Source organism: Citrobacter sp. L55 (assembly GCF_002850715.1).
GTDB lineage: Bacteria > Pseudomonadota > Gammaproteobacteria > Enterobacterales > Enterobacteriaceae > Citrobacter > Citrobacter braakii.
Genome location: NZ_KZ559401.1, coordinates 230,212 through 250,352, shown reverse-complemented (window position 1 = coordinate 250,352; position 20,141 = coordinate 230,212). Strand labels below are relative to the sequence as shown.

Sequence of the window (20,141 nt, the reverse complement as noted above, 5' to 3'; positions counted from 1 at the left end):
TGTTCATGCTGAAAAGATGCCTGTGGCTTAGCGCATTAATCGCTGGCTGGTTGATGATTACCGCGTGCAGTAGCGCGCACAATACAACGCCTCGCTACGTTCCTCCCGCAGAGAGAACGCCGCTGACGGCGGATCATCCGTGGCCGAAAAATAGCTTCCTGGTGCTCGGCTACCACGATGTCGAGGATGGTGCCGCCGACCAGCGCTATCTTTCTGTGCGGACCAGCGCGTTGAGCGACCAAATGGCCTGGCTGCGTGATAATGGCTATAACCCGATCAGCGTGCAGCAAATCCTGGACGCCCATGACGGTAAAATCGTGTTGCCAGAAAAAGCGGTCTTACTCACCTTTGATGACGGATATAGCAGTTTTTATACCCGCGTCTGGCCGCTGCTGAAAGCCTACAACTGGCCTGCGCTTTGGGCGCCGGTGGGGAGTTGGGTTGATGCTCCCGCCAACAAAAAAGTCGATTTTGGCGGCTTAATGACGGCGCGAGATAAATTCGCCACCTGGAAAATGGTCGAAGAGATGGGCAAATCACCGTTGGTGGAAGTCGGTGCGCACACCTGGAATTCGCATTTCGGTGCACAAGCCAACCCGCAGGGAAGTAAAGAACCGGCGGTGGCGAACCGCCTGTATGATAAGAAAACCGGCACTTACGAAACGGATGAACAGTACACGCGCCGTATAAACGCGGATATCTCTCTCATCACCAACAAGATCAAATCGGTGACCGGGAAATCACCGCGCGCGTGGGTCTGGCCTTACGGTGCGGCCAATGGCACAACGTTAAACCTGGCTAAAGAGCATGGCTATAAGATGGCCTTCACGCTCAACGAAGGGTTGGCGAATGCCGCGTTTCTTGATGACATCCCGCGCGTGCTAATCTCTGATAACCCCTCTCTTAAGCGCTTTGCCAGCCAGGTCGCTCAGGTACGTGAACCGCAGACGATGCGCGTGATGCATGTCGATCTGGATTACGTGTATGACAAGGACCCTGCTCAGCAGAAGCGAAACATCGACAAACTTATCCAGCGCGTTTATGACATGCGTATTTCTCATGTCTTCCTGCAGGCCTACGCCGATCCGCAGGGTGACGGAAATATTCGCGAGCTCTATTTCCCTAACCGCTGGCTGCCGATGCGTGCCGACCTCTTTAACTATATCTCCTGGCAGTTACAAACGCGGGCAGGGGTGACGGTGTATGCCTGGATGCCGGTTCTGGCTTTCGATCTCGACGCTTCCATCCCACGCGTAACCGCCTGGGATCCGAAAACGGGACGTACAGCGATCAACCGCGAGAACTATGTCCGTCTGTCCCCCTGGAGCAGCGAAGCGCGTCAGCGCATCACTGAAATCTATGAAGACCTGGCCAAACACGCCAGCTTCAAAGGGATTTTGTTCCATGACGATGCTTTCCTGACGGACTTTGAAGACGCGTCACCGGAGGCATTGGCTGCCTACCGCGCCGCAGGGCTTCCCGGAAGCATTGAGCAAATCCGTAGCAATCCACAGGCGTTCGAGCGCTGGACGCGACTGAAAAGTAAGATGCTGATCGACTTCACCAAACAACTGACTCAGGCGGTGCGTAATATTCGCGGTCCGCAGGTGCAAACGGCGCGCAATATTTACGCGATGCCGGTACTGGAGCCGGAGAGTGAAGCCTGGTTTGCGCAGAACCTGAATGATTTCCTCAATACTTATGACTGGACGGCACCAATGGCGATGCCTTTCATGGAGCAGATCCCGGCTAATGATGCCAACGCCTGGCTCGACAGATTAGTGAATGCCGTTGCACAAACGCCCGGCGCGCTGGACAAAACCGTGTTTGAACTACAGGCACGAGACTGGCGTAAATCCGGGGACGAGGCTGAAATCAGCGGAAAACAAATAGCCGAATGGATGCGCCAGCTGAAATTAAGCGGTGCAGGTAACTACGGCTATTACCCGGATGATTTCATCAGCGACAAACCTGAGATGTCAGAGATTCGCTCGACGTTCTCCTCATACTGGTACCCGCAAAAATGACCGATCGCATAATTGCTTTCCTGATACTTTGCCTGATGTTCAGCCTGCCGTTTGGCGTGGCGGTCATCTTTACAGGTGAAGTGATGTTGAACTTCGTCTTCTTCTGGCCCTTGTTTATGTCTGCTTTGTGGATAAGCGGCGGGGTCTATTTCTGGTTCTACCGTGAGCGTCACTGGAAATGGGGAGATGACACACCGCCACCGACGCTGGAGGGGAATCCGCTGGTTTCCATTCTGATCCCCTGTTTTAACGAAGGGATCAATGCGCGCGAAACCATTGAGGCCGCGCTGGCGCAGCGATATAAAAATATTGAAGTGATTGCCATCAACGATGGTTCAACGGATGACACCCACGACGTGCTGGAACAACTGGCGGTGGAATACCCCAGTCTGCGGGTGATTCATCTGGCTGAAAACCAGGGCAAAGCGCTGGCGCTCAAGACCGGGGCAGCAGCGGCGCGCAGTGATTACCTGGTGTGTATTGATGGCGATGCGTTACTGGACCGTGATGCCGTTGCCTATATTGTGGCGCCGCTGATCCAGTTCCCGCGCGTCGGTGCGGTGACCGGGAACCCACGTATTCGAACCCGCTCCACCTTAATCGGTCGGGTGCAGGTCGGGGAGTTTTCTTCCATTATCGGCTTGATTAAGCGCACTCAGCGAGTTTATGGGCAGATCTTTACCGTTTCCGGCGTGGTTGCTGCGTTTCGTCGTCGCGCGCTGGCCGAGGTCGGTTACTGGAGCCCGGACATGATCACCGAAGACATCGATATCAGTTGGAAGCTGCAATTGCGCCACTGGTCGATATTCTTTGAGCCGCGCGCACTGTGCTGGATCCTGATGCCTGAAACGTTAAGAGGGTTATGGAAACAACGACTGCGCTGGGCGCAAGGCGGTGCGGAGGTGTTTATCGTGAACATGCGCCGCCTGTGGTCATGGGAATATCGCCGTATGTGGCCGCTGTTTTTTGAGTTCTGTTTTTCTACCACCTGGGCGTTTGCCTATGCGATCAGTATCGTGCTGTTCCTGTTAGGGCTGATGATCCCGATGCCGGACTCGCTGTATGTACAACATCTGTTCCCGCCGGCCTTTACTGGGCTAATCCTCGGCGTGGTGTGCTTGCTGCAGTTTGCGGTGAGTCTGATGATTGAGCGGCGCTATGAAAAAGGCATTGGCGCGTCGTTGTTCTGGATTATCTGGTTCCCGGTGGTGTACTGGATGCTAAGCCTGTTCACCACGCTGGTCGCTTTCCCGAAAGTAATGCTCAAACGCAAACGCGGCAGGGCGCGTTGGGTGAGTCCCGATCGTGGAATTGGGAGGATCGAATCATGAGCCAGCCGCTGATCTTTACGGAGCAGCGTTTGCTGCCGCGCATCATTGACGTGTTGTTAACGCTTTTTGCCTGGGTTGGCTTTTTATATTTGATCTATAAAGGGCTGATCACCGCTCTGGCGCACTCACCTTATATAGGCGTGCGACCCTTTTTCACCACGCTGGATACGGTCACGTTTTACATCCTTGTCGCGCTGGTCAACGGACTGGTGCTGATTGGGTGGGCGAAGTACAACCAGTTTCGTTTTCGGGTGGAACGTCGCAGTCGCAGGCCCGGACTGGAAGATCATGAGCTGGCGGAAAGTTTACGTATTACCCGGGAACTGGTGACAGAGCTGAACAAAGCGCGGGTGCTGACGGTTCACCATCATGAAAGTGGTGAAATCAGTCATATCGATGTGGACAGGGACATCGCCGATAACCGTCTACCGCCGCCGACGCCCGCGATGCTGGAGTATTTGCCGCCAGAGCCGCAGCCGTTGTTGCAGAAAAGGCCTGAGTGATATTTCTACTTTCAGCTGCTTCCTTCAGCCTCGCACAGGTCTATGATTAGACCCAGACAATAAAAAAATGCGAGGCAATGTCGTGGATAAGGAACTACTGGATGCCGGTTACCGGGCCTATACCGGTGAGAAGATTGACGTCTACTTCAATACGGCGATATGTCAACATTCGGGCAACTGCGTGCGGGGAAGCGCAGCGCTTTTTAACCTGAAGCGTAAACCGTGGATCATTCCGGATGAAGTGGATGTCGCGACGGTCATTAAAGTGATTGATACCTGTCCGAGCGGTGCGCTGAAATATCGCCAGAAATGAGTGAGGGGACCATGGAAATTCTTGCAGGCCACAACAAATTTTATGTTAACGATGCCGAAGGCAATCAGGTTGCCGAGATTGTCTTCGTGCCGACGGGTGAGCATCTGAGCATCATTGAACATACCGATGTCGACCCCAGTCTGAAAGGCCAGGGGGTCGGTAAACTGCTGGTGGCGAAGGTGGTGGAGAAAATGCGCGCCGAAAACCGCAAAGTTATTCCGCTGTGCCCGTTTGCCAAACATGAGTTTGATAAAACCCGCGAGTACGACGATATTCGCGCCTGATAATCTTACGTGCGCCGGAAGGCATGACCGCCGTCCGGCGCATCACTCCCGATGCAGCAAATCCTGATAAATTCCCGTCAACACCCCTTGTGGGCCAAACTCTTTTTTAATCCACTGGGTTACACGACCGGTGGCCGAATGCTGGGTCGCCAGCAGCATCCGTGAATCCTGACGCGGGTTGTGGATCTGCCGCGTGACCAGCAACGACTTTTCCATCGCCTCGCGCACCATATAGTCCGGCAGAAAACCGATGCCCTCACCCAGGATCTGGCACTGGCATTTGGTATTAAAATCAGGAACCAGAATCGACTCCTGTCCGTGTAACAGCCAGCCGACCTTCTTGTTGATGGTGTGGGCGGTGTCTTCCACCATGATGTTCGGGTACAGGCGCAGCTGGCTCTCAGAAATCGGTTCAGGCATAAAAGCCAGCGGATGATCCGGGGCAATCGCAAACGACCAACGGATCGCGCCGATCTCGGTGTAATCAATCCCCCCGCCGTCCAGTAACGTATCCGGCGCGCCGATAGCGATGTTGGCGAGGTTGTTAATGATCGAATCCCAGACGCCGTTATACACCTCGGTGGTGACGGTTATCTGGCAGGTTGGAAACTGTTTCTTGAGTACCTGCAGCAGTCGTGCCGTATGTTGAGGGGTATACAACAGTTGATTAATACAGATGCGTACCCGGGCTTCAATGCCCTGAGCAATGGTATCAATACTGCGCTTGATGGCGTGGAAATCGTTGAGCAGGTCGGTCGCCTTGCGAAACAGATAGCGTCCGGACTCGGTCAGCTCAATGCTGCGGGTACTGCGGGTAAACAGCACCACGTCGAGCCCCAGCTCCATGCGCTTAATGGTGTAACTAATTGCTGATGTGGTTAAGCCAAGTTCCTCAGCCGCCTTGCTGAAGCTGCTGTAGCGGGCTGCCATCGTAAATGCCAGCAGGTTTTCCTCGGTAAAAATTGAATTCATCTTCCTCCCCTCCGGCGACAAACGCACATCCGCGACGCGATGATTGTTGAATGTATTTGTAATCCTTATGCAGAGCAATCAGTTTTGAACAGAATTTAACACTAGTTTTACAATTGATTTGAAGGCAATCACACTTCTGTATATTAATTGCAGGCCGCTATCCGTGTAGCATCACGCCTGATTTTCCTGACAACTGATTAATGGCTAAAAGCGGCTCTGTCATAAGGAAAAGATTGCACTACAGCACGTTTTGTTCTCATTGTTAAATTTGATTCAATAATCGACACGCTTACGATGAATGAAATTTAAGCGGATATTATTCTCTGCACTCTGTTGCTATTCTCAGCTTATCGGATATTTAAAAAGTCTAAAAAACTGCAGGAGAGCGATTATGTCAGAGAAAGAACTCATTACTGAATTTCTGCTGGCGGCAGAGCAGGGTGATGCCGATGGATTAAAATCCTGCCTGGCAAAAAATGTGGATATTAATGCCACTAACCGCCAGGGGCGCACTGCCATAATTATTGCCAGCCTGAATAAACATTATGACTGTGTTTCTTTATTGATTGCTGCCGGTGCCGATATTAATAAACAGGATCAAACCTGTTTTAATCCATTCCTGATTAGCTGTCTGACTAACGATTTAACGCTGCTGCGTACCGTATTACCGGCCAACCCCGATCTTAATTGCCTGAGCCGTTTTGGCGGCGTCGGTATTACGCCAGCCAGCGAAAAAGGTCATGTAGAGATCGTGCGCGAACTGCTGCTGCGTACCGATATCAATGTTAATCATACCAACTTTGTCGGCTGGACGCCGTTACTGGAAGCCATCGTGCTTAATGACGGCGGCGCGAAACAGCAGGAAATCGTCAAGCTGCTGCTCGACCATGGCGCAAACCCGCACATGACGGATAAATACGGTAAAACCCCGCTGGAGCTGGCGCGGGAGAAAGGATACCACGAAATTGCCGAGCTGCTGATTGCGGCCGGAGCCTGACAGAGGAGCGCTACTATCGCTACGCCATCACGGCGATGCGTACGGGCGCTAACCGCAGACGGCGCGTTTCTGGCTTTCCGGGGAACGGGACGGGTTGAACAGGTTTTTTCCCGCGCGGTAAACCTGTTGATACCTGAACAGCAGCGGTTGCTGACGTTACTGAGTGAAGGTTGTGATAACGCGCCTAACAGCTGTCGGCTGGCGCTGACGCATTGTGAAGAGCTGTTTCACCCCGGTGAGAGAGTCAGTTTTACCGAATCGGGGATAGCCGTTGGCAACGATAAATGGATAGAAACTTCCGGTTGTCTGCCGTGGCGCATACCACAGTGGAGGCCTGATGCAATAAGCCTTGCTGCAATCCGCTGGCTGCGCTGGGAAGAGGTTATCCGCCAACAGCTAAGAAGCGCTGACACATTATTTCTGTACCAGGGTGATAACCCGTTTTATCTGGAAATCACCCGCCAATTACTTAATCGCCGACAAACATTACTGGCGGCGTTGCATACAGGAGAAAATATCTCTACAGCGGTCAGCCATTTAATTGGTCTGGGGATTGGTCTGACGCCTTCATCTGATGATTATTTAGTGGGTTTAAGCACTATTTTATTTATTCCGGGACATCCGCTGGGGAAATATCGTGATGATTTTTTAGCAGCCTTACAACGTGCCGGAAATAATACCACGCTACTCAGCAAAATAACGCTAGAGGAAGCCTTTCATCAACGTTATCGGGAAAGCGTCGGACGGCTGCTGAACCATATTATTACTGAGCAACAACCCGTTTCTACGCAATATATTACTGACATTAAAAATATCGGCTCAAGTTCTGGCTGCGACATGCTGTATGGCATGGCGGATGCCTGCGCCCTGAGCCACAGGTCCGGAGGGAATTATGTCGATCAGGATAGTTGTTAAAAAGAACACGTATTTTGATTCTGTCTCACTGATGTCTATCTCCACACGCGCAAATAAGCTCGATGGCGTTGAGCAGGCGTTCGTGGCTATGGCGACAGAAATGAATAAGGGCGTACTGAAGAATCTCGGTCTGCTCACGCCTGAACTTGAAGAGGCGAAAAGTGGCGACCTGATGATTGTCATTAAAGGTGCCAGCGAGGCGGCGAACGATCAGACGCTGGTGGCGATTGAAGATTTGTTTACGCATAAAGAGCAAGGGGGGCAGCATGAAGCGCGCTATGCCACGCTCGCCAGTGCGAAGAAGCATGTTCCTGACAGCAACCTGGCGGTGATCTCGGTCAATGGTCTGTTTGCCGCGCGTGAAGCGCGTCAGGCGCTGCAAAATAACCTCAACGTGATGCTGTTCTCTGACAACGTCTCTCTTGAAGACGAACTGGCGCTCAAGCAACTGGCGCATGAAAAAGGGCTGCTGATGATGGGGCCCGATTGCGGAACCGCCATTATTAACGGCGCGGCGCTGTGTTTTGGCAATGCGGTGCGTCGCGGCAACATCGGAATTGTTGGCGCCTCCGGTACCGGTAGCCAGGAGCTGAGCGTACGCATTCACGAGTTTGGCGGCGGGATTTCCCAACTGATTGGCACCGGTGGACGCGATCTGAGCGAAAAGATTGGCGGCCTGATGATGCTTGACGCGATTGGTATGCTGGAGGCCGATCCGCAAACCGAGATCATCGCGCTTATCTCCAAACCTCCTGCGCCAACAGTGGCGCGCAAGGTGCTGGAACGTGCGCGCGCCTGCCATAAGCCCGTCGTGGTGTGTTTCCTCGGACGTGAAGCCGCGCCTGCGGATGAAAACGGTCTGCTGTTTGCACGCGGCACTAAAGAGGCGGCGCTGAAAGCGGTACTGCTGACTGGCGTGAAAAAAGAGAGTCTGGATCTGCATCCGCTCAACTGGCCGCTGATTGAAGAGGTCCGCGCCCGCCTGACCCGGCAGCAAAAGTACATTCGCGGCTTGTTCTGTGGCGGCACGCTGTGCGATGAGGCGATGTTTGCTGCCATGGAAAAACATGCGGAGGTTTACAGCAACATTCATCCGGATCCGGCTTTTCGCCTGACAGATCTCAACCGCAGCGTGGGACATACCTTCCTTGATTTCGGAGATGACGATTTTACCAACGGTAAACCGCACCCGATGATCGATCCAACCAACCGCATTAGTCGTCTGTTGCAGGAAGCACGCGATCCTGAAGTCGGCGTGATCGTTATGGACTTCGTTCTTGGATATGGATCACATGAAGATCCGGTTGGCGTGATGATCGAGGCGATCGTCGAAGCCAAAGCGATCGCCGCCGCAGAGGGGCGTCCGCTTGAGATCCTCGGCTACGTGCTGGGAACCGATCTCGATACGCCGTCGCTGGAAAAACAGTGCCAGATGCTGACCGATGCAGGCGTGATCTGGGCGAGCAGTAGCACCAATACCGGATTGCTGGCGCGTGAATTTATCTGTAAAGGGGAGGAAGCCTGATGAGCCAGACACTGTTTAACCAGCCGCTGAACGTGATTAACGTCGGCATCGCGATGTTCAGCGATGACCTGAAAAAGCAGAATGTTCCCGTGACCCAGCTCGACTGGACGCCGCCGGGCCAGGGCAACATGCAGGTCGTGGCCGCACTGGACGAAATTGCCGATTCGCCGCTGGCTGACAAAATCGCTGCCGCTAACCAGCAGGCGCTGGAACGCATTATCCAGTCGCATCCGGTGCTGATTGGCTATGACCAGGCGATCAACGTCGTGCCGGGCATGACCCGCAACACCATCCTGCACGCCGGACCGCCCATCTGCTGGGAAAAAATGTGCGGCGCAATGAAGGGCGCGGTCACCGGGGCTTTGGTGTTTGAAGGACTGGCGAAAGATCTGGATGAAGCCGCCGACCTGGCCGCCTCGGGTGAAATCATCTTCTCACCGTGCCACGAGCATGACTGTGTCGGTTCGATGGCGGGTGTGACGTCGGCGTCGATGTTTATGCACATCGTCGAGAACAAAACCTACGGCAACCGCGCATATACCAATATGAGCGAGCAGATGGCGAAGATCCTGCGCATGGGCGCGAACGATCAGAGCGTTATCGATCGCCTGAACTGGATGCGCGATGTGATGGGACCGATGCTGCGCGACGCCATGAAGCTGGCGGGCGAAATCGATCTGCGCCTGATGCTGGCGCAGGCGCTGCACATGGGCGATGAGTGTCATAACCGCAACAATGCCGGGACGGCGCTACTGATACAGGCACTGACGCCGTGGATTATTCAGACCGGCTATCCGGTTGAGCAGCAGCGTGAGGTATTCGAGTTCGTCCTCAGCAGCGATTACTTCTCCGGACCGACCTGGATGGCGATGTGTAAAGCCGCAATGGACGCCGCACACGGGATCGAATACAGCACCGTAGTCACGACGATGGCGCGTAACGGCGTTGAATTCGGTCTGCGCATCAGCGGCTTACCGGGTCAGTGGTTTACCGGTCCGGCGCAGCAGGTGATTGGTCCAATGTTTGCGGGCTATAAGCCCGAAGATTCCGGACGTGATATCGGTGATAGCGCAATTACCGAAACCTACGGCATCGGCGGTTTTGCCATGGCCACGGCACCGGCCATCGTGGCGCTGGTGGGCGGTACGGTTGAAGAGGCGGTCGATTTCTCTCGCCAGATGCGTGAAATCACTCTCGGCGAAAACCCCAACGTTACCATTCCGTTACTTGGTTTTATGGGCGTACCGACCGCTATCGACATTACGCGCGTGGGTAGCACCGGCATTCTGCCGGTGATTAACACCGCAATTGCGCACAAAGATGCGGGGATCGGCATGATCGGCGCCGGAATAGTCCATCCGCCGTTCGCCTGTTTTGAAAAGGCGATCCTCAACTGGCGCCACCGCTACTGCCAATAACAACAATCGGGGCTAACGCTGTTAGCCCCACAGTAGCGAAGCGAAAAACGTTGCTTACCTGCAGGGCTGGGCGATCCCCGGGATCGCAAACGATGCTTAACCTGTTAAGGATATTCCATGAACAGCATAAAACTAGAATGGAAACGTGGTGACTGGGCTGCTTACTTTGGGCTGATGACCAACAACCTGACTAACCTGCTGACAATGATGGGGCTGCTCATTTTTGTCGTCGGGATCCCTACCGAAATTGTCTATGGTCGCATTGCGCCTGCCTTTGGTCTGGCGGTGCTGGTGGCCAGCGTCTGCTACGCCTGGTTTGGCCTGCAGATGGCAAAGCACACCGGGCGCAAAGACGTGACAGCGCTACCGTCCGGGCCGAGCGCACCGTCAATTTTTACCGTGACCTTCCTGGTGCTAATGCCGGTATATCAGCAAACCAAAGATGCCAACTTTGCTATCCAGATAGCCCTGGTGTGGTGCTTTGTAGAAGCGTTGATCCTGGTCGGCGGCTCCTTCCTGGGCGAGACCATCCGCAAGATGATCCCGCGTACGGTATTACTTTCTTGTCTGTCCGGTCTGGGACTGTTGCTGCTGGCGATGAACCCGATGCTGCAGGCATTCGAAGCGCCGACCGTCTCTTTCATCGTCTTGTTGTTGATCTTCATTAACTGGTTCGGTAAGAAGCCGATTTTTGCCCGCATCCCCACCGGTTTGCTGCTGCTGATTGCCGGTACAGCGTTGGCGTGGATCTCCGGTTTGCAAAGCCCGGAAGCCATTAAATCTTCGATGTCTTCCTTTGGATTCAACCCGCCGGAAATCCATGTCGACAGCTTCCTGCAGGGTTTGCCGCACGCGCTGCCGTACCTGGCTTCTGCGGTTCCTCTGGGTCTGGCGAACTACATTTTTGACCTTGAGAACATTGAAAGTGCGCATGCGGCGGGGGATGAGTACAACACCCGTAAAGTCATGATGGCGAACGGTTTTGCCTCCATGCTCGGCTGCATGCTGGGCAACCCATTCCCGGTGACCGTATATGTTGGGCATGCGGGCTGGAAAGCGATGGGGGCCAGCATCGGTTATACCCTCGCTTCAGGCATCACCATGTTCCTGGTACCGCTGTTTGGACTGGGGGCGTTTATGCTCGCGATTATTCCGATGACTGCGATAGTGCCGATTCTGGTGTTTATCGGCGTGGTGACCGCCAACCAGGTGGTGCGAGAGACGCCCAAAGTTGAGGTTCCCGTTATCTTTATCTGCTTGTTCCCGTGGATCGCTAACTGGGCGTTGACCATCGTCAACAGCGTGATGGGCGCCGCCGGAACATCCGCGGGGAAACTGGGCAGCGACCTGCTGCACAGCAAAGGTGTCTATTACGATGGGCTGGTGCATCTGGGAAGCGGCGCGCCGCTGGCCAGTATGCTGTGGGGCTGCGTCGCTATCTTCGCCATTATGAATAAGCCGCTGCGTGGGGCGATTGCCGCAGCTTTTGGCGCGCTGTTATCGCTGTTTGGTGTGATTCACTCTCCGGCGGTTGGCTTTGCAGAAGGCAGTTCGATGATGTTTGTTGTGGCCTACCTGATGATGAGCGGCATGTTTGTCCTCAAGCATGTTCTTGATAGCCGTGAAGCGGTGACTGCGCCTGAGCAGGAACCGACGAAAACGACCTGAATCGCCTGTAAGCGGAAGATAACACTATGAAAGAACTTGTGGTCGTTGCCATTGGCGGCAACAGCATTATCAAAGATAACGCCAGCCAGTCGATTGAGCACCAGGCTGAAGCGGTGAAAGCTGTGGCGGATACGGTGCTGGAGATGTTGGCATCGGACTACAACATTGTGCTGACGCACGGAAACGGGCCGCAGGTGGGGCTGGATCTACGGCGTGCGGAAATCGCGCATGAGCGTGAAGGGTTGCCGCTCACCCCGCTGGCAAACTGCGTCGCCGATACGCAGGGCGGGATCGGCTATCTGATCCAACAGGCGCTGAACAACCGCCTGGCGCGGCGCGGTGAACAGAAGGCGGTTACGGTGGTCACGCAGGTGGAGGTCGACAAAAACGATCCGGGCTTCGCTAACCCGACCAAGCCTATCGGCGCGTTCTTTAGCGAAGCGCAGCGCGATGAACTGCAGCGGGTCAATCCGGGCTGGCGCTTTGTTGAAGATTCGGGACGCGGCTACCGCCGGGTCGTCGCCTCTCCGGAACCGAAGCGTATTGTCGAGGCTGAGGCGATCAAAACGCTGACCCAGCAAGGTTTTGTGGTGATTGGCGCGGGTGGCGGTGGGATCCCGGTGGTGCGTAGCGATCAGGGGGATTATCAGAGCGTGGATGCGGTGATTGATAAAGATCTCTCCACGGCTCTGCTGGCGCAGGAGATCCGCGCTGACATTCTGGTGATCACCACCGGCGTCGAGCAGGTCTGTATTCATTTTGGCAAACCCAACCAGCAGGCGCTGGATAAGGTGGATGTCGCAACGATGACCCGTTACATGCAGGAGGGACATTTCCCGCCGGGGAGCATGTTACCCAAAATCGTTGCCAGTCTGGCGTTCCTGGCGCGTGGCGGTAAGCGAGTGATCATCACCACGCCGGAATGCCTGCCGGCCGCACTGCGCGGCGAAACGGGCACCCATATTGTCCATTCCTGAGAGGAAATGTGAATGAAGGAAAGTAACAGCCGCCGTGAATTTTTAAGTCAGAGCGGAAAAATGGTCACCGCTGCCGCGCTGTTTGGCGCAGTGGCTCCAGTCGCGTATGCTGCTAATCCTGTCGGGAACACCTGCGGGGCGAAGAGCACAATGACGATTAACGATAAGCACTATTACCTGGATAACGTCCTGCTGGAAGCGGGTTTTGATTACGAAAACTCGGTGGTGGTGCATACCCATACCGCGCTGCAAACCGTTGAAATTCAGGACGGGAAAATTGTTGCACTGCGTGAGAATAAGCAGCATCCGGATGCGACGCTGCCGCACTACGATGCGGGTGGAAAGCTGATGCTGCCCGCCATGCGCGACATGCACATCCATCTGGATAAAACCTTTTACGGCGGTCCCTGGCGTTCGCTGAATCGCCCGGCTGGCACCACCATTCAGGATATGATCCGCCTTGAGCAAAAGCTGCTGCCTGAACTCCAGCCTTACACGCAGGAGCGCGCGGAAAAGCTCATCGATCTGCTGCAATCAAAAGGCACCTCGATCGCCCGCAGCCACTGCAATATCGAACCGGTTTCCGGGCTGAAAAACCTGGAAAATCTGCAGGCGGTGCTGGCGCGTCGCCAGCCGGGTTTTGCCTGTGAAATCGTGGCGTTTCCGCAGCATGGCCTGCTGTTATCGAAGTCTGAACCGTTGATGCGTGAAGCAATGCAGGCGGGGGCGCATTACGTCGGCGGTCTGGACCCAACCAGCGTGGACGGGGCGATGGAAAAATCCCTCGACACCATGTTCCAGATTGCGCTGGATTACGATAAAGGCGTGGATATCCATCTGCATGAAACCAGCCCGGCGGGCGTTGCGGCGGTGAATTACATGGTGGAAACGGTGGAGAAAACGCCGCAGTTGAAGGGCAAACTGACCATCAGTCACGCATTTGCGCTGGCAACCCTGAACGAACAACAGGTGGATGCGCTGGCGAGCCGCATGGCGGCGCAGCAGATTACCATTGCCTCGACGGTGCCGATCGGTACCTTGCATATGCCGCTCAAGCAGCTGCGTGACAAAGGTGTGGAAGTGATTACCGGGACCGACAGTGTGATTGACCATTGGTCGCCGTACGGGCTTGGAGACATGCTGGAGAAGGCGAATCTGTACGCGCAGCTCTATATTCGTCCCAATGAACTCAACCTGTCGCGAGCGCTGTTCCTCGCCACCGGCGATGTGCTGCCGCTTAACGATAAAGGTGAGCGCGTCTGGCCGAAGGCGCAGGATGAAGCCAGCTTTGTACTGGTGGATGCCTCCTGCTCAGCGGAAGCGGTCGCGCGAATCTCCCCACGCACCGCGACCTTCCATAAAGGCCAACTGGTGTGGGGGAACGTCGCAAGCTAGCCTGGTTTGATGCGCAGCAATCGCTGCTGCGCTCTCTGCTCGTTAACCAACGATCCCCATATAGCCGTGAATCCCCATATATAAGCCGACCATCGCGATAAGCGCGCTGGAAAAATAGGGCGCTTTGCGTGCCAGTGTGTTAAATCCGCTCCAGCGTTTGGCCGCCTGCTGCACGCTGATTGCCGCTCCCACGCCCACCGTTACCAGCGTTAGCGCCAGCCCGAGGCTGAAGCACAGCACCATGGTGGCACCCAGCGTGAAGGCTTTGAGCTGGATGCAAATCAGCAGTACCGTAATGGCGGCAGGGCAGGGGATCAACCCGCCGGTCAGACCAAACAATAATATTTGGCCGTTGGTGACCTCTTTGCCTGCAAAGCGGCGCTGAATATCGTTAGCATGTGCCCGCTCGTGCGCGTCCTGATACGCTTTCGAACCCTCGCTCAGCCCTGCTAACGCAGCATGGTTATGATCGTAGTCGTGTTCGTGATGATGATGGTGAGCTTCACCGTGGTTATGATGGTGGTGATGGTCATCATGATCATGGTGATGCTCATGATCGTGGTCATGATGCGTCTGGGTCAGCCAGTTCTGTTCTCCCTGCCAGGTTCGCCAGAACATCCAGAATGCGGTCCCGAGAATAATAATCGCCGAGACAAACTGCAGCCAGGGCTCAACGGCCTGGGCAGTAAAGGCTTTGCTGATATACATCCCGCCGAGCGCAATCAGCCATACCACTGCGGTATGCGACAGCGTTGCCGCCAGCCCCAGCATCACCGCCTGTTTGATGGTCCCCTTAATGGCAATAATAAAGGCCGCCATCATCGTCTTGGAATGCCCCGGTTCCAGACCGTGTAACACTCCTAATAGAATCGCGCTGGGAATGAAAAACCAGGCGTTGCCTTGCTGAAGAAGCGTAGAAAACTCACCCATGAGAATGATTCTTAGTTGTTTAATTTTGCCAGATTCTACTCCCCCCCAGTATTAAATACTACCCCCCAGTAGAATGACGATGGTATTGTCGCTACAGCCAGACGTTGAAAAGGTATTGCTATGTCACATACGATCCGCGACAAACAAAAGCTGAAAGCCCGAGCCAGCAAGATTCAGGGGCAAGTAGCGGCGTTGAAAACCATGCTGGATGAACCGCATGAATGCGCGGCGGTATTGCAGCAAATAGCGGCGATCCGCGGTGCGGTAAACGGGTTAATGCGCGAGGTGATTAAAGGTCATCTGACCGAGCACATTGTGCATCAGGGCGATGAAATTAAGCGCGAAGAAGATTTGGATGTGGTTTTGAAAGTACTCGATTCGTACATCAAATAAGTCAGTTTAACGGCTCATCCACATACTGATGAATGAGCCGTTAAAAACACGTTCTAGCCAAAAAACATCACAGATACGCACAGCAGACCGACAATCAGTGTGATCAGATTACCCACTGAACGGTACGGCTTTAGCGCCGGGATCAGATAGGTAGATAATGTCGGCATGATAAACAGAATCATGGCAATCAGCGGCCCGCTAATCGCGTAAATCATTGAAATTGCATTAGGGTTAATGCAGCAAATGATAAACGTAATGGTCGAAACCAGCATAATGGACAGGGCGCGGTTAAAGGCCCGGCTTTTCTTCACTCCCACCTGATGCAACGATGTTTTTACCACCTCCGTTGCCCCTTCAATCACGCCAAAGTAGGTGCCGAGGAACGATTTTGACATCGCCACGACGGCGACAATGATCCCAGAAATCGACAGCCATGCTGGTGCGTTTGGCATCATCGATAGCGCTGACAGAATGGTCACCCCTTCATTTTTCGCGTCCTCGATATAGTTTGTCGGAATCGAAAGCAAACAGCTGAAGACGAAAAACAGCACGCTCAGGCAGATGATGATGTAGGCTACCTTCATGATTTTTTTGCATTTACCCATGGCCTGCTCGCCATATTTCTCACGTCGGTCGATGGCGAACGTCGAGATAATTGGCGTATGGCTAAAAGCGAAAACCATCACGGGAATAGATATCCAAACCTGATGAAGCGTGTGCTGATCGAAAGACATCTGGCCGGTGAGTAGCGTTGGCTGCCAGCTTCCGGTCAGGTAGAGCGAAAGGAACAAAAAGTACGCGATGAGCGGGAACACCAGAAAGCCCATTACCCGAATGGTTGCTTGTCGGCCCATCAGAAAAATCAGGTTCAGCACCAGCACCACGCCAAGACTGACCAGCATGCGAACACGCAGATCGATGGCGATATGTTTTGCCAGTTGTTCAGTGAGTGAATTGGTTATCGCCACGGCGTAGATCAGCACCACCACAAAGAAGGCAATAAAATAGAGGGTCGTGATCAGGCTGCCTATCTTTTTGCCGTAGTAGTGCGTAACTGCACCAGTGATCCCTTCACCTGCCGAGGTTTTTGAGGACAGGATAAACTGGCACAGCGCCTTGTGCGGCCAGTAGGTTAAAGGCCAGGCGACGAGTGCGGTGATAAACAGTACCACCGCGCCTGCAGAACCCAGCTGTATGGGGAGGAAGAGGGTTCCTGCGCCGACGGCAGTCCCATATAGTGCGAAGCTCCAGAGAGTCTCTTCTTTTGACCAAAATTTCGACATTATTTGAACGTATCAACTATAAAATAAACAAAAAGAAGCGCAATTTACCACAAATGGCAGGGGCTGGGGGAGGTGTCAACAAGCGGGCGAGTGAATGGATCAAAAGCCGGAACCGAGAAGATTCCGGCTATTGTTTGAATTATCAGGCAGTAACGCGCTGCTGGCGACGCTTCATAACGCGCTCGCGTAAAGTGTCATAAGCCCAGTTATAGAACATGGTGTATGGCAGGAAGAACAGGAAGAAACCTATTTCCAACGTGAATGCCTGGAGCAGGCTGACGTTCAGCACATACGCCACGATGCTCACCCCGATGACAATAAAACCGCTCTCGAAGCCTAAGGCGTGGAATGCCCGCACTTTAGCCGTACGTTTTACCAGGTGCGACGGCCACAGTCGGTCAAACAGGGCGTTATAAATGATATTCCAGATCATCGCCGTCGTGGCGAGAAGAATGGTCAGTCCGCCCATTTCCAGCACCGAGCGCTGCATCAACCATGCGGTGGTTGGTGCGAGGATCGCGGTGGCAATGCCTTCAAAGCAGACGGCATGAAAAATTCGCTCCAGTAACGAGCGGCGTTGGACTGTATCGTGTTGCATAATCTAAAACCTTCTTTGATGCCCGGATAACGGAATGGTGGCAATTTTATCGTTTTATGTGATATCTAAAAGATAGTATCCATCGATAAAGTAGATAGTTCATGCGTTACTCCCCTGAAGCGTTAACGGCATTTGTGGAGACCGTTTCCTGCGGCTCATTTTCTGCTGCGGCCCGGCGGCTGCGTAAAAGTCAGTCCACCATCAGCACGGCCATTGCGCATCTGGAAGCCGATCTTGGTTTTGCGCTATTTGACCGCTCATCACGTCAGCCGACGCTAACCGAAGAAGGTAAGCGGGTGCTGGGCTATGTGCAGGCAATTTTGACGGCCAGCGAACGTCTTGATGAGGCAGCGATTTCGCTGTCGGGTGAAACGGAAGCGCGTCTGACCTTCGTTTTGTCTGACACGCTGCACCCGGATGTGCTGGAAGAATTGATGGTGCAGTTTGACCACAAGTTTCCCCATACCGAGTTTGAATGTCTGATTGGCGAAGATGAAGACGTTATCGATCTGCTGCAAAAAGGACGTGCTCAGGTTGGGTTGATCGAAGCGCGGGAGGATTACCCGACCGACATGGGCGTCACGCGTCTGCCGATGCAAACCTGGATGGGATTATACGTTGCGGCATCACATCCACTGGCGACTCAAGAAAAACTGCAGTGGGAACAGCTACATACCTGGCGAGAGCTGCGGCTGAATACCTATCTGGAGAGCGGCACCAACGTGGCGCGCGGCCCCGTCTGGTCGGCGCCTAACTATTTGTTGCTGCTGAGTATGGCGGTGCAGGGATTCGGCTGGTGCGCGCTCCCTTGTGCGCTGGTGGAGGAGTTTGCGGCAGAAAAACCGCTGGTCCAATTGATGCTGCCCGGCTGGCCAAAGGCTATCTCTATCGATCTGCTGTGGAATAAGAAATCACCGCCTGGCGTGGCGGGAAGTTGGCTGCGCGACCATTTACAGCAGAGTGGCGTTCAGATGACCAATAAATGATACGAATTTCCTTTGTGATAAAAATCACCGTTTTTAAACAACCTTGATAACTCTTTTTAACAATCATCTACTATTGCGGTGTTATTTTGCGCTGAGGTGGTGATGAAAGAGGTTGTGATAGTCGGGGCGTTACGGACACCAATCGGCTGCTTCCAGGGGACGCTGGCGCGCCACTCTGCCGTTGAATTAGGTAGCATGGTAGTCAGGGCGTTACTGGAGCGCACGGGCGTGGACGTTCACGCTGTGGATGAAGTGATCCTCGGGCAGGTGCTTACCGCAGGTGCCGGGCAAAACCCGGCGCGTCAGTCCGCCATCAATGGTGGGCTACCCAATACCGTCTCCGCCATCACCATTAACGATGTCTGCGGCTCGGGTCTGAAAGCGCTGCATCTGGCGACCCAGGCTATCCAGTGCGGCGAAGCCGACATTGTGATTGCGGGCGGACAAGAGAATATGAGCCGTGCGCCGCATGTCCTTACTGATAGCCGTACCGGCGCGCAGTTGGGCAACAGTCAACTGGTCGACAGCCTGGTGCATGACGGCCTGTGGGACGCTTTCAACGATTACCATATGGGCGTTACCGCGGAAAATCTGGCGCGGGAATATGGCATCAGCCGTGAACTGCAGGATGCCTACGCACTGCATTCGCAGCACAAGGCGCGGATGGCAATTGACGCCGGGCGCTTTAAAGATGAAATCGTGCCGGTGGTAACGCAGCGTAATGGGCAATCGTTCGTGGTGGATACCGACGAACAGCCGCGCACCGATGCCAGCGCAGAAGGGCTGGCGCGTCTGGATCCGACCTTCGACAGGCTCGGTTCAGTAACCGCGGGCAACGCGTCATCCATCAACGATGGCGCCGCTGCGGTGATGATGATGAGCGAGGCTAAGGCCCAGGAGCTGAATTTGCCGGTGCTGGCCCGCATCCGCGCCTTTGCCAGCGTCGGGGTCGATCCCGCGCTCATGGGAATTGCGCCGGTGTATGCGACGCGCCGTTGCCTTGAGCGTGTGGGCTGGCAACTGGCTGATGTTGATCTTATCGAGGCCAACGAAGCCTTTGCCGCACAGGCATTGTCCGTTGGGAAAATGCTGGAGTGGGATGAACGGCGGGTGAATGTGAACGGCGGAGCCATTGCGCTTGGTCATCCGATTGGCGCATCTGGCTGCCGTATTCTGGTTTCACTGGTGCATGAAATGGTGAAGCGTCGGGCGCACAAGGGCCTGGCAACGTTATGTATCGGCGGTGGTCAGGGCGTGGCGCTCGCTATCGAACGAGATTAACCACCCGTAGTTTTCTCTGCTTAAACGCCTTTCCCGCTGTATATCCCCTGCATCTATAAAAAAGCCCTCCAACAGGAGGGCAAGGCCAGTTACAGAAACATACACTCTAAACTCTGCTAACGTATCAAAACGGCGTTTCATTTCATGTGATTAACAGCGCACTTTGTTAGAAAAGGTGTGTGAACGGCGTGTGAGGCTGGCTGTATTTTCAATGTCTTATCCCTACCCTTCATGAATTACTCTTGTTTATTTTTATCTATCTAATTGTTTTAAATGATTTTATTGAAATTACTTCCGCGATTTATATGCGCTAGCGTGATCGCAATTACACTTTTGATAATAAGA

At 54.1% G+C, this 20,141-nt stretch carries 19 protein-coding genes; 15 read left to right on the top strand and 4 right to left on the bottom strand.

Going from position 1 to position 20,141, the window contains the following annotated elements; genetic code table 11:
* Positions 1 to 5: 5 nt before the first annotated feature.
* The 5 genes from pgaB (at position 6) to B9P82_RS08585 (ending at position 4,458) form a co-directional block, all read left to right on the top strand.
* On the top strand, positions 6 to 2,027 hold the full coding sequence (pgaB, locus tag B9P82_RS08605) for a poly-beta-1,6-N-acetyl-D-glucosamine N-deacetylase PgaB (RefSeq protein WP_101700194.1): 2,022 nt from the start codon (positions 6 to 8) through the stop codon (positions 2,025 to 2,027).
* A complete protein-coding gene (pgaC, locus tag B9P82_RS08600; RefSeq protein WP_016154305.1) occupies positions 2,024 to 3,358 on the top strand; it encodes a poly-beta-1,6-N-acetyl-D-glucosamine synthase in 1,335 nt (444 codons plus the stop codon). Before pgaB ends, pgaC begins: the two co-directional genes overlap by 4 nt.
* Positions 3,355 to 3,861 carry a poly-beta-1,6-N-acetyl-D-glucosamine biosynthesis protein PgaD gene (gene pgaD / locus B9P82_RS08595; protein ID WP_016154304.1) on the top strand — a complete coding sequence of 169 codons (507 nt, stop codon included), beginning with the start codon at positions 3,355 to 3,357 and terminating at the stop codon, positions 3,859 to 3,861. The genes pgaC and pgaD overlap by 4 nt, the downstream gene beginning before the upstream one ends.
* 82 nt (positions 3,862 to 3,943) lie before the next feature.
* Positions 3,944 to 4,174 (top strand): 4Fe-4S mono-cluster protein YjdI, encoded by a 231-nt coding sequence (yjdI, locus tag B9P82_RS08590; protein WP_016154303.1) that lies wholly within the window; start codon positions 3,944 to 3,946, stop codon positions 4,172 to 4,174.
* 11 nt (positions 4,175 to 4,185) lie between these two features.
* On the top strand, positions 4,186 to 4,458 hold the full coding sequence (locus B9P82_RS08585; RefSeq protein WP_016157396.1) for a GNAT family N-acetyltransferase: 273 nt from the start codon (positions 4,186 to 4,188) through the stop codon (positions 4,456 to 4,458).
* 42 nt (positions 4,459 to 4,500) lie between these two features.
* Here B9P82_RS08585 and B9P82_RS08580 read toward each other — a convergent pair whose 3' ends face one another.
* Positions 4,501 to 5,430 (bottom strand): LysR substrate-binding domain-containing protein, encoded by a 930-nt coding sequence (locus tag B9P82_RS08580; RefSeq protein ID WP_016154301.1) that lies wholly within the window; start codon positions 5,428 to 5,430, stop codon positions 4,501 to 4,503.
* Positions 5,431 to 5,821: 391 nt separating this feature from the next.
* Between B9P82_RS08580 and B9P82_RS08575 the strand changes: the two genes are divergently transcribed.
* The 7 genes from B9P82_RS08575 (at position 5,822) to B9P82_RS08545 (ending at position 14,325) form a co-directional block, all read left to right on the top strand.
* Complete coding sequence (locus tag B9P82_RS08575; protein WP_016157395.1) at positions 5,822 to 6,427, top strand: ankyrin repeat domain-containing protein; 606 nt, start codon at positions 5,822 to 5,824, stop codon at positions 6,425 to 6,427.
* Between the two features lie 126 nt (positions 6,428 to 6,553).
* Positions 6,554 to 7,342 (top strand): oxamate carbamoyltransferase subunit AllH family protein, encoded by a 789-nt coding sequence (locus B9P82_RS08570; RefSeq protein WP_101700193.1) that lies wholly within the window; start codon positions 6,554 to 6,556, stop codon positions 7,340 to 7,342.
* A complete protein-coding gene (gene fdrA / locus B9P82_RS08565) occupies positions 7,320 to 8,867 on the top strand; it encodes an acyl-CoA synthetase FdrA (RefSeq protein ID WP_016154298.1) in 1,548 nt (515 codons plus the stop codon). The genes B9P82_RS08570 and fdrA overlap by 23 nt, the downstream gene beginning before the upstream one ends.
* On the top strand, positions 8,867 to 10,285 hold the full coding sequence (locus tag B9P82_RS08560; RefSeq protein ID WP_101700192.1) for a YlbE family protein: 1,419 nt from the start codon (positions 8,867 to 8,869) through the stop codon (positions 10,283 to 10,285). The genes fdrA and B9P82_RS08560 overlap by 1 nt, the downstream gene beginning before the upstream one ends.
* 117 nt (positions 10,286 to 10,402) lie before the next feature.
* Positions 10,403 to 11,953, top strand: a complete 1,551-nt coding sequence (locus tag B9P82_RS08555; RefSeq protein ID WP_016154296.1) for a permease family protein — start codon at positions 10,403 to 10,405, stop codon at positions 11,951 to 11,953.
* A 26-nt stretch (positions 11,954 to 11,979) separates the two neighbouring features.
* A complete protein-coding gene (locus tag B9P82_RS08550) occupies positions 11,980 to 12,930 on the top strand; it encodes a carbamate kinase family protein (RefSeq protein WP_016154295.1) in 951 nt (316 codons plus the stop codon).
* 12 nt (positions 12,931 to 12,942) lie between these two features.
* The gene (locus tag B9P82_RS08545) at positions 12,943 to 14,325 is read left to right on the top strand and encodes an amidohydrolase family protein (RefSeq protein WP_080859174.1); all 1,383 of its coding nucleotides are present in this window, start codon (positions 12,943 to 12,945) and stop codon (positions 14,323 to 14,325) included.
* Positions 14,326 to 14,367: 42 nt separating this feature from the next.
* On the opposite strand, the gene B9P82_RS08540 is transcribed toward B9P82_RS08545, so the two are convergent.
* Positions 14,368 to 15,255 (bottom strand): nickel/cobalt efflux protein RcnA, encoded by an 888-nt coding sequence (locus B9P82_RS08540; protein WP_101700191.1) that lies wholly within the window; start codon positions 15,253 to 15,255, stop codon positions 14,368 to 14,370.
* Between the two features lie 120 nt (positions 15,256 to 15,375).
* Between B9P82_RS08540 and rcnR the strand changes: the two genes are divergently transcribed.
* The gene (gene rcnR / locus B9P82_RS08535) at positions 15,376 to 15,648 is read left to right on the top strand and encodes a Ni(II)/Co(II)-binding transcriptional repressor RcnR (RefSeq protein WP_016154292.1); all 273 of its coding nucleotides are present in this window, start codon (positions 15,376 to 15,378) and stop codon (positions 15,646 to 15,648) included.
* Between the two features lie 53 nt (positions 15,649 to 15,701).
* On the opposite strand, the gene B9P82_RS08530 is transcribed toward rcnR, so the two are convergent.
* A complete protein-coding gene (locus B9P82_RS08530) occupies positions 15,702 to 16,931 on the bottom strand; it encodes an amino acid permease (protein ID WP_049269331.1) in 1,230 nt (409 codons plus the stop codon).
* Between the two features lie 142 nt (positions 16,932 to 17,073).
* On the bottom strand, positions 17,074 to 17,529 hold the full coding sequence (locus B9P82_RS08525) for a multidrug/biocide efflux PACE transporter (protein ID WP_016154290.1): 456 nt from the start codon (positions 17,527 to 17,529) through the stop codon (positions 17,074 to 17,076).
* A 101-nt stretch (positions 17,530 to 17,630) separates the two neighbouring features.
* Between B9P82_RS08525 and B9P82_RS08520 the strand changes: the two genes are divergently transcribed.
* Positions 17,631 to 18,515 carry a LysR family transcriptional regulator gene (locus tag B9P82_RS08520; RefSeq protein ID WP_016154289.1) on the top strand — a complete coding sequence of 295 codons (885 nt, stop codon included), beginning with the start codon at positions 17,631 to 17,633 and terminating at the stop codon, positions 18,513 to 18,515.
* Between the two features lie 102 nt (positions 18,516 to 18,617).
* The gene (locus tag B9P82_RS08515; protein WP_006686936.1) at positions 18,618 to 19,796 is read left to right on the top strand and encodes an acetyl-CoA C-acetyltransferase; all 1,179 of its coding nucleotides are present in this window, start codon (positions 18,618 to 18,620) and stop codon (positions 19,794 to 19,796) included.
* The last annotated feature ends 345 nt before the right edge of the window (positions 19,797 to 20,141 follow it).